This is a genomic window from Gardnerella leopoldii (genome assembly GCF_003293675.1).
Lineage (GTDB): Bacteria > Actinomycetota > Actinomycetes > Actinomycetales > Bifidobacteriaceae > Bifidobacterium > Bifidobacterium leopoldii.
This window is the reverse complement of record NZ_CP029984.1, coordinates 217,016-233,934: the sequence shown is the minus strand read 5'-3', so window position 1 is coordinate 233,934 and position 16,919 is coordinate 217,016. Positions and strand designations below refer to the sequence as shown.

Annotated in this window: 12 protein-coding genes and 2 tRNA genes; 5 read left to right on the top strand and 9 right to left on the bottom strand. The window is 46.8% G+C overall.

Features of this window, described 5'->3' with window-relative positions; genetic code table 11:
• Positions 1 to 16: 16 nt before the first annotated feature.
• On the top strand, positions 17 to 1,774 hold the full coding sequence (locus DOD25_RS01045; protein ID WP_064340284.1) for a zinc-dependent metalloprotease: 1,758 nt from the start codon (positions 17 to 19) through the stop codon (positions 1,772 to 1,774).
• Between the two features lie 197 nt (positions 1,775 to 1,971).
• Here DOD25_RS01045 and DOD25_RS01040 read toward each other — a convergent pair whose 3' ends face one another.
• On the bottom strand, positions 1,972 to 3,531 hold the full coding sequence (locus tag DOD25_RS01040) for an ATP-dependent helicase (RefSeq protein ID WP_064340285.1): 1,560 nt from the start codon (positions 3,529 to 3,531) through the stop codon (positions 1,972 to 1,974).
• Positions 3,532 to 3,686: 155 nt separating this feature from the next.
• On the opposite strand from DOD25_RS01040, the gene DOD25_RS01035 reads away from it, so the two are divergent.
• Positions 3,687 to 5,435 (top strand): phosphotransferase, encoded by a 1,749-nt coding sequence (locus DOD25_RS01035; protein ID WP_064340292.1) that lies wholly within the window; start codon positions 3,687 to 3,689, stop codon positions 5,433 to 5,435.
• Between the two features lie 63 nt (positions 5,436 to 5,498).
• Entirely contained in the window at positions 5,499 to 5,717 is a 219-nt protein-coding gene (locus DOD25_RS01030) for a DUF3107 domain-containing protein (RefSeq protein WP_004105154.1), read from the top strand.
• 489 nt (positions 5,718 to 6,206) lie between these two features.
• Here the strand turns inward: DOD25_RS01030 and DOD25_RS01025 are convergent, their stop codons facing one another.
• Positions 6,207 to 7,127 (bottom strand): PHP domain-containing protein, encoded by a 921-nt coding sequence (locus tag DOD25_RS01025; protein WP_180947423.1) that lies wholly within the window; start codon positions 7,125 to 7,127, stop codon positions 6,207 to 6,209.
• A 112-nt stretch (positions 7,128 to 7,239) separates the two neighbouring features.
• On the opposite strand from DOD25_RS01025, the gene DOD25_RS01020 reads away from it, so the two are divergent.
• On the top strand, positions 7,240 to 7,890 hold the full coding sequence (locus tag DOD25_RS01020) for a vitamin K epoxide reductase family protein (RefSeq protein ID WP_112928542.1): 651 nt from the start codon (positions 7,240 to 7,242) through the stop codon (positions 7,888 to 7,890).
• Positions 7,891 to 7,943: 53 nt separating this feature from the next.
• Here DOD25_RS01020 and murI read toward each other — a convergent pair whose 3' ends face one another.
• Both murI and ileS read right to left on the bottom strand, forming a co-directional pair.
• Entirely contained in the window at positions 7,944 to 8,714 is a 771-nt protein-coding gene (gene murI / locus DOD25_RS01015; RefSeq protein WP_064340287.1) for a glutamate racemase, read from the bottom strand.
• A gap of 133 nt (positions 8,715 to 8,847) precedes the next feature.
• Positions 8,848 to 12,294 carry a mupirocin-resistant isoleucine--tRNA ligase gene (ileS, locus tag DOD25_RS01010; protein WP_064340288.1) on the bottom strand — a complete coding sequence of 1,149 codons (3,447 nt, stop codon included), beginning with the start codon at positions 12,292 to 12,294 and terminating at the stop codon, positions 8,848 to 8,850.
• Positions 12,295 to 12,652: 358 nt separating this feature from the next.
• On the opposite strand from ileS, the gene DOD25_RS06400 reads away from it, so the two are divergent.
• Positions 12,653 to 12,802 carry a helix-turn-helix domain-containing transcriptional regulator gene (locus tag DOD25_RS06400; RefSeq protein WP_004105159.1) on the top strand — a complete coding sequence of 50 codons (150 nt, stop codon included), beginning with the start codon at positions 12,653 to 12,655 and terminating at the stop codon, positions 12,800 to 12,802.
• Between the two features lie 6 nt (positions 12,803 to 12,808).
• Here the strand turns inward: DOD25_RS06400 and DOD25_RS01005 are convergent.
• The 5 genes from DOD25_RS01005 to DOD25_RS00985 form a co-directional block, all read right to left on the bottom strand.
• Positions 12,809 to 12,881 (bottom strand) — tRNA-Arg (locus DOD25_RS01005).
• Between the two features lie 229 nt (positions 12,882 to 13,110).
• Positions 13,111 to 13,443: an exodeoxyribonuclease VII small subunit gene (locus DOD25_RS01000; RefSeq protein WP_112928541.1), complete on the bottom strand. Its 333-nt coding sequence runs from the start codon at positions 13,441 to 13,443 to the stop codon at positions 13,111 to 13,113.
• Between the two features lie 48 nt (positions 13,444 to 13,491).
• Entirely contained in the window at positions 13,492 to 14,940 is a 1,449-nt protein-coding gene (gene xseA, locus DOD25_RS00995; protein ID WP_112928540.1) for an exodeoxyribonuclease VII large subunit, read from the bottom strand.
• A 120-nt stretch (positions 14,941 to 15,060) separates the two neighbouring features.
• Positions 15,061 to 15,134: transfer RNA gene (locus tag DOD25_RS00990), tRNA-Lys, on the bottom strand.
• Positions 15,135 to 15,800: 666 nt separating this feature from the next.
• A complete protein-coding gene (locus tag DOD25_RS00985; RefSeq protein ID WP_112928539.1) occupies positions 15,801 to 16,898 on the bottom strand; it encodes a class C sortase in 1,098 nt (365 codons plus the stop codon).
• Positions 16,899 to 16,919 lie beyond the last annotated feature (21 nt).

Sequence of the window (16,919 nt, the reverse complement as noted above, 5' to 3'; positions counted from 1 at the left end):
CGAGAAGGATACGCTCATGAATGACGATGCAATTCACCAATGGCTCATTGAATGCTTTGGGCCAATACAAGGAGAAGAAGCATGGAAACAACTTGATCAGCTTCCTTTTGAGCTACGCGAACAACTCTTAAATCAGAATCCAGATAAGCTTCCTAAACCAGACGAAGTTCGCGGAATGATGCAAGCTTTTAGTGCGGGCGGTCTTAATAATCCGTACGAAATGGAAGCAACACTTGAAGAAGGTCCAATTAATCGCAAGTTAGCGCAATCTATTGCTTTACAGCACGCTAATGGCGATCAAGGAAATGTAAATGCAGACGTAGCAGATGCCACACGAAGAGCTTTAAGCCAAGCGAACTTGTGGCTAGATATAACGTGCAATTTCAATCCTGCTCCTGGAACGCCAGAAGTATTGTCTAGAGCTGATTGGGTAGAAAAAACGCTTGAAGCTTGGGTTAAATTCGCTAATCCTGTTGCAAAATCAGTAAATGAAGCACTCACTTCTGTTATTGAAGAGCGATTCCAAGATGTGGATGATGCTGAAGTAAAAGGATTATTTGCAGGAGTTGTGCCAATTCCGCTGCCTGAAGGAATGAATAATCCAGCGCAACTAATGAAACTGCTTGGAAACACTTCGTTTGCTATGCAACTAGGTCAAGCAGCTGGAGCACTTTCACACGAAGTGCACGGCAGTTTTGATCAAGGTCTTGCGCTTTTACAAAATCCTGCAGGCGGATTAATTCCATATAATTGCATTGAGTATGCAAAAGTGTGGGAATTGGATATTACAGAAGTCATGAATTATTTGGCTTTGCGAGAAGCTGCACACGCAAGATTATTTGCATCCGTGCCATGGCTTATGCCACGATTTGAAGCGCTGATTATTAAGTACGCAAACGGAATAAACATTGACTTAGAAGCTATGGAAGAACAGCTTCGCGACGTGGAAACAATGAATCCGGAAGCAATTTCAGGAGCTGTTAATTTGCAAAATATTGGCAGCAATGATTCTGAAGAGCAGCGTCAAGCTTTGCATAGTTTGGAAACTTTACTTGCACTTGTTGAAGGTTGGGTTGATTGCGTTACATGGCAGTCTGGAATGGCTCATATTGTGCACATTGAGCAGTTGCGAGAGATGATGCGTCGCGAGCGAGCTGCGGGAGGACCTGCAGAAGTGACGTTTGAATCGTTACTTGGTTTGCATTTGCGCCCTCGCCGTATGCGTGAGGCATCGCAATTGTGGGAAAAGTTGACTCGCGAGCGCGGTATTGAAGAGCGAGATAGCTTGTGGAGTCATCCAGATTTGTTGCCAACTTTGCCGGAAGCTAGCGAAGTTACGAAAGACGCTAGTGACGCAGGTAACGAAGGTAAAGCTGGTAACGCAGGTGACGCAGGTAACGTAGTTACGAAGGAAATCGATGCTGAGGATGCAACGGAAACTGCTGCAAAAAATGCAACAGAAACTCAGTCTAATCAAACTAATGAAGCAACTGAAAAAACTAGCGAAAGTCACGAAAGTGCGGACAATTACGAAAGTAACAAAAATACTGCTAACGCTATCGAAAATGCGCCTAACGAAAAATCGTTTGAAAAATTAACAGAAGACGATTTAGGCACAAATGATTGGGATGCTGAACTTAGCAAGCTTTTGGAAGAGGATGCGCGCCAAAAGAAGCAAAACAGCGAATCCGGTAACGAAGCTGGCAACGAATCTGGTAACAAAAACAGTAACGAATCCGGCAATTCCGACGAAACTGATGCTGACGGCGAATAAAACTCCTGATTCAATAACAATCCAGCTGAATAATCGACCTCAACGCTCAAAACGGCATAAACTGTGCAACTATGTAAAATTTATGCCGCTTTCACGCCAAAAAACGGCATAAACTGTGCAATTGTGTAAAGAAAAAGTCGGTTGCAAGCCAAAAAACGGCATAAACTGTGCACGAGCGTAAAGTTTATGCCGCGAGATTAAGCCAGAAAGCGGCTAGGCACACGATTCATGCCAGTTCCACTGTCTTTTCTAGAAGCGTAAGAAAGATGCAAAGTCTTTTCTGCGCGAGTTATTGCAACGTACATAAGTCTGCGCTCTTCTTCCAAGGCACTGTCATCAGCCGTAGAGCCAAAAGGAATAAGCCCTTCAGAACAGCCAATTACGTAAACATGCGCAAACTCTAAACCTTTAACAGCATGAATAGTTGAAACAGTAACAGTTGAAATATTAGAAGATGCAAAAACGTCAGAAATACCTTGAGCACCATAGCTTTGTGCATCCTCTAAAACATTTCGCTGCCACCCCACGTCTTTTCTCACGCGATACGGAAGTTTTGCTACTTTTAACGCTTTACAAACTACTTGCTGTTGAGCATTGGTTCTCGTTAGTATTGCGCACTCCCCAAGATGCGCAGCACCGCTTTTTACAAGTTTTGCAATTTGCTCAACCACGCCCAAAGCTTCTTCAACATCGGTGGCAAAAACTTGCTGACTAACGCGAACACCACCTTTCGTTACAGCTTTAACTTTTACGTAATCCTTTTTATGTGCAGAAGCAGCAAGCACTCTATTAGCAAGACCTACGATGCGTTCTGTGGAGCGGTAGTCAGTATTCAAACTAATATCTGCACCAAGAGGCGCAAATTCTTGCGGAAATGAAAGCAAATAGTAACTATTCGCACCTGCAAACGAGTAGATTGTTTGCGCAGGATCGCCCACTACGCAAATATCGCGGTTCTGCCCCATCCATAATCGCAACAATTCATGCTGTAAAGGAGACACATCCTGATATTCATCAACTGTGATCCATCCGATTGATTGCTTAATACGGTTTGCAGCTTCCGGAAAATTTCGTAAAATATGGCAGCAAAGTAGAAGAATATCGTTAAAATCGATGCAAGTATGCGCATTTTTTTCGGTTTCGTAAGCTTCATATATATCGACAAATTGCTGCGGCTCTATGCCTGCAGGAGGCAAACGATGCGTAGAAGCGCACACACGCAAGTAATCGTCAGGCGCAATAAGCGAAACTTTCGCCCAATTAATTTCTGCCAAAATATCGCGAGTTTGCAACAAAGTCATATCTGCAAAATCTGGATAACGTTTAAGCGCAGAAGCTATGATTTGCTGAGAATCATTCATAATTGACGGGAATTGTGCTGAACAGACGTCGTTCCACACGCTGCGAATTTGTTGCAAAGCCGCAGAATGAAATGTTGAGACGCATCCAACATTACTTACACCAAGAGCCTCAATACGCGATCTCATTTCCGCAGCTGCTTTTACAGAAAAAGTAACTGCCAAAACTCTTTCAGGATCCCACTTACCAGTAGCGCAAGCATACGCAATTCTGCGCGTAATAGTGCGCGTTTTACCAGCTCCTGCACAAGCTATAATGCGCACAGGCCCTTCTAGCGCGGTAGCAGCTTCGCGTTGCGAATCATCCAACCCGTCTAAAAGCGCTCCTGGAGAAGTCACTTGCGAAGTTTTAGACGTCACTTGCGAAGTCACTTGCGAAGTTTCTGGTGAAGAATTCATAATTCTATTGTTGCAGCAATAGCAACGCTTACGCAACAAGAATAAAAATATGTGTATAACTTACAAAAAATTGGCAAAATTTCGGTGCTTTGTATTACTGTGGGAGTGTGACACAACTCAGTAGATTCAAGTTGGCAGCACTGGCATCTGCAGCCATGCCCGAAGTACAGTTTGCAGGAACGCGCCAAAGTGAGCAAGTTAATGCCACTGATACCGCGGCTGGAATTTCTCACGCCGTTGTGCAAGATATTTCCGGTAAGCTTTACGACGTTTTTATCAGTGCGGATAGTAAAGGTCGCAAGCGTTTGCATGACCGGGCTCGTGCAGCATGGACTCTTGAGCACAGTAAAGATTTGGCAGCTTTGGGATTCGCTTACGACACTATGCTCACGTTTATGCCAGGAAAACGCGAAGATGCCAATAATAACACTGGAAATGTTGCAAATAATGTAACCGCTGGAAATTCTACAGTTGTTGGCACCCAGCAATATGCGCAAAAGCAATCTACTCAACAGCAATCTACACGAATGTCAAGCATTATTGCCAACGACAACGATGAAGACACTGTGCTTATTTGTGAACATCTTGAAGGTAGCGCTCGCGACTTGCGTCTTCTTACTACCGACGATTGCGCAAATGTTGGAACTGCAATCGGCGCTATTCATCGCTTGCGCCCTACTTTCGTGACGCGCGGAAAATACCCTGCTTTTACTACTGGTCAAATTCGAGCACAGTTAACCGGTTGGATTAAAAGACTTCGTCAAGCCGGCCATATTCCAACCGAAATTACTGACAGTTGGTCGAGAGTGTTGGAAACTGAAGGATTGTGGTCATTTGAAACTTGCCCAGTACACGGCGGTTTTATGGATGGTGACATTTTATTTACCGGCTCAACGATTACTGCTGTAACAAATTGGCAAAGAATGCAAATTAACGATCCTGCGCGCGATTTGGCTTGGATTTTTGCAAAACTTAACGAGCAGCGCCGAAACGCAGTGCTTTCTGCATACGGTAGAATTATGGGTTCTCGTTTAGATAGTTTGATTATGCTCCGCGCAAACTTGTGGCTACAAATGGAACAAGTTGGCGATTTTGTTCAAGCTTTGCAACGTGCAGATAACACCAGTATTATGCGTTTTAAGGCTCAAGTTGAGCGTTTAGCGCACGAGCTTAGTCGTATTAGCAATGCACAAACTGCTAAAACTGGTCGTGCTACAGGAAATCCTGCCTCGACTATTACAGTTGGAACGCTTCTTGAAAATGACAATACGCAAAGTCGCCAAATTTCTAAGAATAATTCTACTGAAAACCAACTAAACACTGGAAATAGCGACGAAACTAATGAGCGAGACATTACTTCAGAAGGAAATACTGAATTAAATAACGCTCAAGACGAGACTTACGATAGCAACAAAACTATAAGCGACGATACTCATGAGCGCAAAGTTCAATATGCTGGCACACACGCAGCTAACGCTGAGGAGGCTGAAAAAGCAGCACAACTCGCTGATGACACAGCAACTCAAGTAATTACTCATGTAAAAACTCAAACAGTACACGAAACCGCAGAAACTATTGTGCAAACTGCAATGAGTAAATCTGCTGATAGCTATGCTAGTGATGAGCCTGAAAGCGTCAATAACGCTGGTAGCGCTGAGGAAGCTAAGGACACCAAGAACAACAATGATTCTGAGGTTAAGGATAAAGTTATAGCTGAGCGTGACAGTAAGGTCGATAGTGCAAACGAGACTTCTTCTGACTCAAATACTTCTTCTGACTCAAAACTTTCTGAAGATGAAGAAAAAAATATGCAAGACTATGACGATAAACCAGAAACCGTAATCATTCCTCTTCTGGAACGTGAAGAACGAGCGATGCGCGACGCACAAGCAGACTTAGACTAAGATAAATAAAATACTAAATACTAATTAAAACGATAAATAGCGTAAAAAGCAAAAGGAGCATGTATGCGAGTTGTTTTAGGAGTAAAAAACGTTTCTGATTCCATCGATTTTGAAACCAACCAAAGCGCAGAAGAAGTGCGCAAAGTGATTAACGATTCCAAGGATATGCTTGAGTTTACGGACGTAAATGGGCGCACTATTATGGTCTCAGCTTCGTCGCTGTCTTACGCGCTCATCGGCGATACGCCAAAGCATTCAGTAGGCTTCGGAGCGCTCAATTAAAATAGCGAACTCTATCCAAACCTTCTGAAGCTTTGCAGCATTGCTCTGCAAACGTCGATTATTTATTGCTTAGTGAACTTTAGTATTAATGCTCTGCTGACGTTGAGTATTTATTGCATAGTGAACACTAGCGTTATTGCTGCTGCACACATCAAGCCAGGCACTCCTACCGTACCACAGAACACTAGCGGTTTTACTAGTAGTGAGGGGTGGGTGTTGCTTGGTCGAGCAATATAAAAGCGGAACGATAGTAATAATCTTATTGACGAATACTATTTTTGCAGAAAAAGTAAGTAAAAAAAACTAAACTTAACTACGCAACCGCTAAGTCCAAATAAGGTATAAGAGCGGAGCGCTGCGAGACAAGTAACACCCACCCTCACAGCCACGCAAGGAACCCGCCAGCAAAACACCAGCCAAAACTCGCGCAGCAGCAAAAAGAAATCCCCCAAAACTCGCGCCACACTAAGTAAATAGTAAATAAGGAATTTAAAGCTTATAGCCGCGCAAGAGTATTTCCGATACTACTTCGCGGCTTGTTGTTTCTTCGCCCAAACGATTTGGCTTACCATAGCCATGCCAATCCGAGCCGCCCGTCACAAGCAAATCGCACTTACTCGCTAAAGAAAGCAGTCTTTCACGCTGCGCTTTAGAATTTCCGCGATGATACACTTCTAAACCGTCAAGACCAGCTTTAGCAAACGATATAATCTGATCGTCCGAAAGAAGCACGCGGTTACGCGTAGGATCAGCAGGATGCGCAATAACAACAACTCCCCCAGCATCTTTAACAGCTTCAATAACTTCACGAACATTTGGAGAAGGAGTTGGTATATAGTACGGGCTGCACGGAGAAATAGGCCCAGCAAAAGCTTCAGAACGCGTTTTATAAACGCCAGCTTTTACTAAAGCATCAGCGATATGCGGCCGCCCGATTGTAGTTAAGTCACCGAGCTTAGCTTGAGCTAAAACGTCATCCCAAGTAATTGGAAAATCGCGCGACATACGTTCAACCATACGCTTTGTGCGATCAAAACGACGCTTCCTAGTAAGCTCAAACATGCTCACAATCATGCTATTTTGCGGATTGTACTGGTATGCGAGCATGTGCACAAACACGCCTGAGTCTTGCGCGGTAATCTCCGAACCAAATAATACTGGCATATTCGAAGCCTTAGCAGCCTCTTGAAAATCATGCCATCCTGCAGTTGTGTCGTGATCAGTAACAGCAACACCTTGCAAACCAACGATTTTAGCTTGCGTAATTAAATCTTCTGGAGTTGCAGTACCGTCTGAATAAACAGTATGACAGTGCAAATCCCAGCGTTCGCGCGCAAAATTCATCATGCTGGAGTTGCTATCGCTAGCATGATTTGATGCGTCGTGTTGGTTGTTGCTTATTGCGGTCATATAATCATCGTAAACTGTGCCATGTAACGAGAAATGAATATGCACACATAATTATTTGCTATTATTTATTATTATTCACATCATTCGCAATTAGTAACTTTTAGGAGCAGCAATGGAGCAAACTAACGCCGCTAAAGAAGACTATGAAACAACACTTAGCGGATGGAGGCACTCTGCAGTATGGACGTATGGCATTATGCTATTTTTCTCTGCGGTAGCACTCGTAACTTCGCTTATACTTTCTGCTGAAACCCTTGCTTTAGCACGCGAACCTAATAAGCTGCTCAGTTGCGACTTCAACAGCGTAGTATCCTGCTCTAGAGTTGCGCAAACTTGGCAGGCAGAAATTGTGAAATTTGGCGAATTAAGCTTCCCAAACGCATTCTTTGGAATTGCTGCAGAAAGCGTATTCGTAACGCTCGCAGTTATTGGAATGATTCGCGTACGTGTGCCGCGATGGTTTGCAATTTGCACTTGGCTTGGTGGATTATGCGCACTTGCCTACGCTTACTGGCTGTTTTCGCAATCTATGTTCGTAATTCACGCGTTGTGCCCGTGGTGCATTGTGCTTATGTTCTCCACAACAATGCAATTTATATCGTTGACTCACGCAAGCGTAAGTTCGCAAAAGTTGCTTGTTAAGCGTTTTAGCTTGGTTGAAAGCTACTACCGTTTGCGATACGACTTGCTCATAGACGTGCTTTGGGTTGCGGCATTGCTTACTTTGATTTTGTGCCAATATTCTAAAGTATTTTTTGGCTGAATAAGAGCGATTTTTAGCGCAAAGTCTTAACGCAAGATTTTAACGCAAGTCTTTCAGCACAAGCTCTTCGCAAGTTGCTGCATGCGCAAGCTTGTATCCGAATTAGTAAGAGTTATGCTGCCTTCTTGAGAATCGCTTGCAAGCTCATTATTAAGTTCCAATATTTTGCGCAAATGATTAATAGTTCCTTCGTTGCCGTCAACAATATTCGTGCGCGCAGGCAAAAACTCGCGGAAATAATCCCTATAAAACACAAAATGAGTACAACCCAGCACAACCGAATCAATACTGTCTAAATCATACTCGTCGAAATACTTGCGAAGAGCAGCAAAAACTACATCACGATCATTAAGCTCCCCACGCTCAACAATACGCACTAAATCAGGACAAGGCTGCGAAAAAATCGTGTTATTTTGCGAAAAACGTTGCAGCAAATCCGCAAACTTGCGCTCGCGAAGAGTAAGCGGAGTTGCAGCTACGATTACGCGCTGAGACTCACCTTTGCCTAAATCGCAAGCTAATTTAAGCGCCGGCTCCATACCTATGATAGGTATATTGTAATGCGCGCGCAAATCGTTCACAGCTGCGGAAGTGGCGGTATTACAAGCAATTACAACAGCTTTTACATTTAGACGAACAAAATGCTCGACGATTGCAAAGCTCAGCTTTTTGACTTCTTCAGGAGTTTTAATGCCGTATGGCGCGTTTGCAGAATCGCCGAAATAAATAATTCGCTCATGCGGAAGAACAGCATGCAACTGACGAGCTACGGAAATTCCCCCAAGCCCCGAATCAAAAACGCCAATTGCTGCCGACGATGCCATAAACTACCTCCTAAAAACGCTTACTATCGTAATGGCGAGCCTCAACATATATAGCGCAGCAATAACAGAAACGTGCCGACGTATTGAAATACACCGGCACGTTTTGTTTAGTTAGCTAAGATTTGCACTTAAGCTACGCACGCTTAAGAGTTACGCTAAGATCAGTTGCGCTAGAATCAGCCTCAACAACCTCGAAGCTCGTAGCCAAAGTCTCCTCCGCAATCAAATCACGGAACTGCTCAACTTTAGCAACGTCCGAAGCTGGCACGCTCAAAGTCAAAGCGATTCGGTCACTAATATCCAAACCGTTCTCCTTGCGCGCATCTTGAACAGCGCGAATAGCATCGCGAGCATAACCTTCAGCAAGCAAATCGCTAGTCAAAGCAGTGTCAAGCATAACGAAACCGCCAGTTGGCATTGCAGCAGAAGCCGTATTTTGAGCCGCTTGAGCATCCGAAGACTCAACGCGATTTACAAGCTCATACTCGCCCTCAACAAGCGCAACTTCGCCGTTTGGAGTCTGAACAACAGGAGCACCAGACTCGTCAACTCGCCAATCGCCACTCTTAGAAGACTTAATAGCAAACTGCACTTGCTTACCCAAACGAGGGCCAGCTGCGCGCGCGTTCACCTTAAGCTCGTGAACAATCTTCAAACCGTGTTCGCTTGCATCTTGCAACGTGCAGAATGTAACATTCTTCACGTTAAGCTCACGCTCAAGAACCTGCTCGTAAGGCTCAACAGCGGCAGTATTTTCTGCAACAACAGTCAAGTTTGCTAACGGCTGGCGCACACGCAACTGTTCCGCCTTACGCAACGAAAGCGCAGAAGACACAACCTCGCGAACCTTATCCATAGCAGCAACCAAAGCATCGTCGTGCGCAAGAACAGCGCCAAGCTCAGTGACTTCGCCAGCCTTAGGATTTGGCTCACCATCCGAAAGAGTCTCAGGCTCAACCAAATAAGGCCAATCAGCCAAATGCACGGATTCGCCGCCTGTAAGACCGCGCCACACAGCCTCAGCTTCCATAGGAGCAAGAGGAGCAATCGTGCGCATGAACACTTCCAACACAGTGTAAAGCGTGTTGAAAGCAGTCTCGTCTTCATTCCAGAAGCGGTCACGGCTGCCACGAATATACCAATTCGTAAGCACGTCAATAAAATCGCTTACTGCCGCGCAAGCATCGCTAATCGCAAACTCGTTCAAGCACTTTTCTACGCGCTCAACAAGCAAACGCGTGCGAGCAAGCAAGTAGCGATCCATGTTGCAAAGTCCTGCAACCTCATCCGCGCGAAGGCGACGAGCATCGTAACCCTTACCACCGTTTGCAGCGTTCGCATACAGCGTGAAGAAGTAATACGAGCTCCAAACTGGAAGCATAACCTGACGAACAGTATCCCTAATGCCGTCTGCAGTCACAATCAAATTGCCACCGCGCAAAATTGGTGAAGACATGAGGAACCAGCGCATTGCGTCAGAACCGTATTCGTTGAAAACGCCGTTAACATCCGGGTAATTACGCAAATGCTTACTCATCTTCTGGCCGTCGGAACCAAGCACAATGCCGTGGCAAATCACGTTCTTATAAGCCGGGCGGTCGAATAGAGCCGTAGCCATAATGTGAAGTGTGTAGAACCAACCGCGAGTCTGACCAATGTATTCAACGATGTAATCGCATGGGAAGTGCTCTTCGAAGAATTCCTTATTTTCAAACGGATAATGGAATTGCGCGAAAGGCATGGAACCGGACTCAAACCAGCAGTCGAGAACGTCCGTAATACGGTGCATTTGCGACTTTCCGGTAGGATCATCTGGATTTGGACGAGTAAGGCGATCGATATACGGGCGGTGCATATTCACATTGCCGTCGTCGTCGCGCGGATAGTCGCCAAAATCAGCCTTAAGTTCTTCCAAAGAGCCGTACACGTCTACGCGAGGATACTTTGGATCGTCACTCACCCACACTGGAATTGGCGAGCCCCAGAAGCGGTTACGGCTAATCGACCAGTCGCGCGCGTTAGAAAGCCACTTACCAAACTGGCCGTCCTTAACGTTTCCAGGAATCCAATTAATCTCCTGATTAAGCTCAAGCAAGCGCTTCTTAATCTTCGTAACAGACACAAACCAGCTAGAAACAGGCTTATAAATAAGCGGAGTTGCGCAACGCCAGCAATGAGGATAGCTGTGCACGTAGCTTTTTTCTTGGAATAGCAACGCGCGCTGATCTTCCGGCATTTGAGCAAGCGGACCGTCTCCTGCACGCAAGTTACGCAAAATTGGCAAGTTCGCGTCGAAAACGTACAAGCCTTCGTAATCTGGGCAGTCGCTTGTAAACTTGCAGCCTGCATCGAGCACGTCAACGCTGCGAATTTCGTGCGCGTTAAGCGTGTTCATATCGTCCTCGCCGTAAGGAGCCTGGTGAACAAGGCCAGTACCTTCAGCGGTGTCAACATAATCTGCAGTGAAAATCGTAAAAGCGTTAGGACCAGGAGTGCCACCCTCTGCGAGTGCAGATTCGCTTGCAAAGTATGGGAATACTGGGTAGTAGCGCCAACCAGCCATCTGCGCGCCCTTAAGTTCGCGCACAACTTCGTAATTTTCGCCAAGTTCCTTAGTGTAGGAGCCAAGCAAAGGCTTACCGATGTAGAACTTTTTGCCTGCGAATTTGCCTTCAGTTGGGCGAACTTCCACGTAGTCGATGTCTGCGCCAACTACGATTGCGAAGTTGGTTGGCACAGTCCAAGGAGTAGTAGTCCAGAAGACTGCGTAAGCGTCGGCTTCGTCGCGAAGCTTAACAGCGACGGAAACGGTGGTGTCCTGACGATTCTGGTAAACGTCCGCATCCATGCGAAGCTCGTGCGCTGAAAGTGGAGTTTGGTCCTTCGGGCAGTACGGAAGCACGCGGTAACCCTTGTAAGCCAAACCCTTATCATAAAGCTGCTTAAATGCCCACATTACGGATTCCATGTATGGAATGTTCAATGTTTTGTAGCCGCGCTCGAAATCAACCCAGCGAGCCTGACGATGTACGTAGTTTTGCCACTCGTTCGTGTACTTTAAAACGCTGGCACGGCAAGCATCGTTAAACTTCGCGATTCCCATTTTTTCGATTTGCTCAACTGACTCGATGCCGAGTTCCTTCTGCGCTTCCAACTCTGCAGGAAGACCGTGAGTATCCCAACCAAAAACGCGGTTTACTTTGCGGCCGCGCATAGTCTGATAGCGCGGAACGACGTCTTTTGCGTAGCCTGTGAGCAAGTGGCCGTAGTGAGGAAGACCGTTTGCGAATGGAGGGCCGTCGAAGAACACGAACTCGTTTTGGCTACCCTTGCCGGACGGGCGATATTCGATTGACTTGCGGAAAGTGTTGTTTGCATCCCAGTATTGGAGAACTGACTCTTCAAGCTTTGGGAAGGAAGGATTTGGTGCAACTTGCGCGCCGGCGTTTTCTTGCGTTGATGCAGAAACACTTACCTTTGGATATACGTGATTTACGGACGTATTTGCGGAAGTATTTGCGGACGTATTTTCGGACGTATTTTCGGACGCGTTTGCTGCTGGATTAGTGGATTCGCTCACTGTGCTCTCCTCGCTCAACAGGGTGAATATTTCCCTGCGAGGACGACAGTTACTGCCGCGGTACCACCTCGCTTGCTATAAGATGATTACGTAACGCAAGTGCGCAAGTGCGCAACGCGAATATGCGACGCAGATACGCGACGCAATCGAACTATTCTTATAGCCTCTCGTGTTTGGCTGTACGGGCCAACCCCGTCGGTTCTAATAAGCGAGAATCTTACAAACACTCGCCGTTCTTCCGAAAACTCCCCGCCGATAACGGATCATCGCTTAAGTTAGAAATAATCTAACACTATCCCCTAACATTGGCAACTTTGCTAATATAAATTGACAGGACAATTACACGAGGAACAATAAGATGGACAAGGTTAGTTTTTCAACGTTTGACGCAAGTAAATACTTAGACACACAGGAAGCAATTGATGAATATCTTGCTATTGCACTAGAAGATGGAGATACTAAAACAGTCCAACTTGTTCTAAGAGATATAGCAAAAGCAAACAAGTAATAAAAGTGCCCCGGATCAGAATCGAACTGACGACACCCACTTTAGGAGAGTGGTGCTCTATCCACTGAGCTACCGAGGCAACAAATGGCAATTATACACCATGGCGTGATTCGCGCACAATTATGCGAGCAACAATTTAGGCTAGGCGACTGATCGGAACGGCAGAAACTTTACAGCCACGTAAAGAAAAAGTCGGCTACACACCAAAAAACGGCAGAAACTGTGCAACCATGTAAAGTTTCGGTCGGATTAAGGCGACAAAACGGCAAAAACTTTACAGCCGCGTAAAGAAAAAGTCGGCTACGCGATCAAGATTCAAGATTAGACTGCGTGCCAGCAGTTGCAGCCGTCGCCGACTGTTCAGCTTGTGCCGCGTCCAACTTAGCGCGAACAGTGGCAAGCAAACCCTGCGCGCGCTTTGCCAACGCCTCGCCAATCTCCCACTGACGCATGGACTGGTCAAGCGTCAAACCGCCAGCTTCCAACGCTTGAACCGCCTGAACCAGCTTTTCGCGAGCTTCTTCGTACGGCATCGCCCCAATCGCAGCGCGCTCTTCTTTCGTAAGAGTGCTTGCAAATTCTGCACTTTCGTTACTTTCTGCCGCTACTTCTTCCGCTTTTTTCGTTACTTTCTCGCTCATATCTAACCTTTCGTTGTATCTAAATAAATATCTAAAATATCTAAAAAATTACTTACTTGACTTTACGGCAGACGACTTTGTTTTAGACTTCTGCATACCAGCTGACTTTCCGGCAGCTACTTTTGTTCCAGCTACCTTAGTACCAGTCACCTTACCAAGAACCACACCGCTTTTAAGCGTAACTGTCATATCGTCGCCAACTTCCGCTAAAGCCGCGTCGTCAAGCACTCGCCCACCGCTGAGCTGCACAACAGCGTACCCGCGATTTAAAGTCGATTGCGGACTTAACGCAGTCAAGCTTGCGTGAGCCTTCTCAACAGTCAAGCTCGCATCGTCAAGAAGTCGCACCAAACCGTGACGCATTCGCTCAACAGCCTGCTCAACCAAGCGCTCGTGCGGTTCAAGCATAGTGCTCGGGCGCGTAAGGCTCGGGCGATTCGCATAACCTTCAACGAGGCGAATCTCATTGTCAACGCGCGCAGAAATTCGCATGCGCATAGTTTGCAACGCGTTATCAATAAGCTGCCACTGCTCGCGCACGTCCGGAACAACGCGCTTTGCAGCATCCGTAGGAGTCGAAGCGCGCATGTCTGCAGCCAAATCAATCAGCGTCCAATCGTCCTCGTGGCCGATTGCAGACACAATCGGCGTCACGCACGCAGCAGTAGCCCGAACCACGCCTTCATCCGAAAAACCAATCAAATCCTCAAAGCTACCGCCGCCGCGGGCAACGATAATAACATCAACCTCTGGGTCTGCATCGAGCTGCTTGATTGCGGCAATAATATCCGCCGGGCACTGCACGCCCTGCACGTGCGCGTGAACAACTTTAAAACGCGTAACAGGCCAGCGCAAATTCACATTCGTAATAACATCGCCCTCTGCGCGAGCCTGAGGCGCACACACGAGGCCGATGCACTTAGGAAATTCCGGCAGCGGCACCTTATTTTCAGCGTCAAATAGACCTTCGCCCTTAAGCTTTTTTCGCAACTCGTCAATTTGCGCTTTTAAGTCGCCTGCACCGACGCGGCGGATTTCGTCCGCAACGAAGCTTAAACGCGTGGCTTTTACCCAAATATCCGCCTTGCCGTGAACGACTACGCGGTCGCCTTGACGAAGTTCGCGCGCCTGCTGCACGAAATTGCTGAAGCCCATTACGGAAATCGACACTTCTTCGTTGCTGTCGCGAAGAGTGATGTAGCCGGAAGATGCGCGGCGCATGTTAATTTCGACGATTTGACCCTCAATCCACGCTGCTGGCCACCGTTCTACTGCACTGTGGAACTTTTGGCTTAAGATTGCAACAGGCCACGGGTTTTCGGCAGTCGTGTCGGCAGCTTTTAAAGGGAGCTGGCGCGGCTGAGCTTGCTGCGGAGTAAGCGGTTGCGGCTGCGACTGAACTTGTTGCGACTGCGACTGTGCTAAATTTAGCAGCAGTTGTTGCGACGGTTGCGGCTGTTCAAGATGGGCATCATCCTGGAATAATTGCGGCATCATATTTGACGAGGTCATGTTTCCAGCTTGACTGCAAAGAAGGACAAACGCGCGCTGCTGCATATGCGTGACGGAGGGATTAGATACGAAAAAACCCAAGCGGTGAAGCTTGGGTTTTGCTTGTGCCCCCTCAGGGATTCGAACCCTGGACACGCTGATTAAGAGTCAGCTGCTCTAACCAACTGAGCTAAAGGGGCGTTGGTTATCTTGGCTCGTTTCGCGAACCGAATAACTACTATACTCAGAATGAGAGCGTACGCAAGCCGGCGTGTCGCATTGTGCTTTCTTTATTATCTTAAGAAAGCACAATCTGACGAGTAAAGAAGCTTTGCATCAATGCTCTGCAGACGCTGATTCCTGTTGATTAACGAACACTAGCATCCGTGCTACTGCATGCGCCACACCAGGCACTCCTACCGTACCACAAAACACTAGCGGTTTTACTAGTAGTGAGGGTGGGTGTTGCTTGGTCGGAACAAATATTCGTGCGGTGAGATTTGAGATTTTTCGCACTGAGCGCGGCGAACGTCAGAGCCGCAGGCTGCTGATTCGCCAAGCGAAGAAGAAAAATCGAAAAATCTCTGCGATGAGCACGGTTATTAACGATTAAACACGCAGAGTTTGGGGGATTTCTTTACGAGCAATAAAAGAGGACTGAGGAAGCAACATTCTTTAAAGAAAGGCGAACACAATAATCGTCTTTAACAGCCAGAGCGACGAAGGACGGGAACTTGCGAGGAGAGAAATCCCCAAAAACTCGCTCCACAGCAAAAGAAATTCACGACAATCACAGCCACACAAGAAACCCGCCAGCCAAAAACCACGCAAGCACACGACGATTTGCGCTCAGGCAGGTCGTCGCGCTACTTGCGCCGTAAATTACGCAGCATTTTGCGCGAAACCGCCAGCAAATGCCTGCCTTGCAGACTACTCACACCATTCTTCTTTTGCAACGACGCAACCAGCATCATCGCCATCAACACCGCAGACATCACCATCGATATCACAAACAGCGTCATCCACAGCGGCCACTGCATATGGTCGCCCGGCACGTTGGCAGGATCCGGCAGCACACGATACCCCGTCACGAGCAGCCTGTGCGTGTTAATTCCGTACGGCGTACACGTAATCAGCGTCGCCAAGTCGCGCCCCTTCTCGCGCCGCAGCAAGCGAATATCGTTCGGCTCCACCACATTTATGCGAAACACTTTGTACCGAAGAGTTTTGCCTTGCACATCAAAATAGAAGTAGTCGCCTTTTTTCAGCGTGTTTAAATCGTCGAACATCGTGGCATCCGGCATACCCGTATGCGCCGTCACAACCGTGTGTCTGCTTTTGCCACCCACCGGCAAATCCGTGCCGTACAAATGCCCCGCGCCCATTGCTAGAGTATCTTGAGTAGTTCCGTGGTAAATCGGCAGTCTCACGCCAATTTTTGGTATTTTCACGATGCCCATAATTCCCATCGGCTCACTAAGCACTTTTTCGTACTCTTTATATTCGGGAGTGTCCATGTAATCGTTATTGCCGTTATACGGGTCCGCGCTAATAATCGCCTTGTGGCGAGCGTTGTATTCACGCGCTTTTCGCAAAATTTCCGCGCGATTTTCTTTAGGTTTTTCCTTATTTAATTTGTCGTACTCGATTGAGAGTTCCTTGGCAGCGTGATTGTTGACCAAAGTAGAAACCACAGGATAGCTGAAACACAAAATGCCAATAGTAACAAGCGCAATCGGCTCAGCCAGCTTGCGAAGTGGGGACATTGGTTTTAGGGAAGACTGCTTTTGCGATGATGGAGATTGCGCAGATTCAGTATTTTCGGAAGATGCAGTGATTCCAGAGCTTGCGGAATCTTGCGAGCTTGCGGAATCTCGCGCACTTTTGGAGGACTTATTAGTGCACATACGAGTCAGCCGCTTAAATAGCGCGCGAGCAGACTCTGTAAAATTAGCTAGCTTCATAATTCCTCCAATAAATAAACA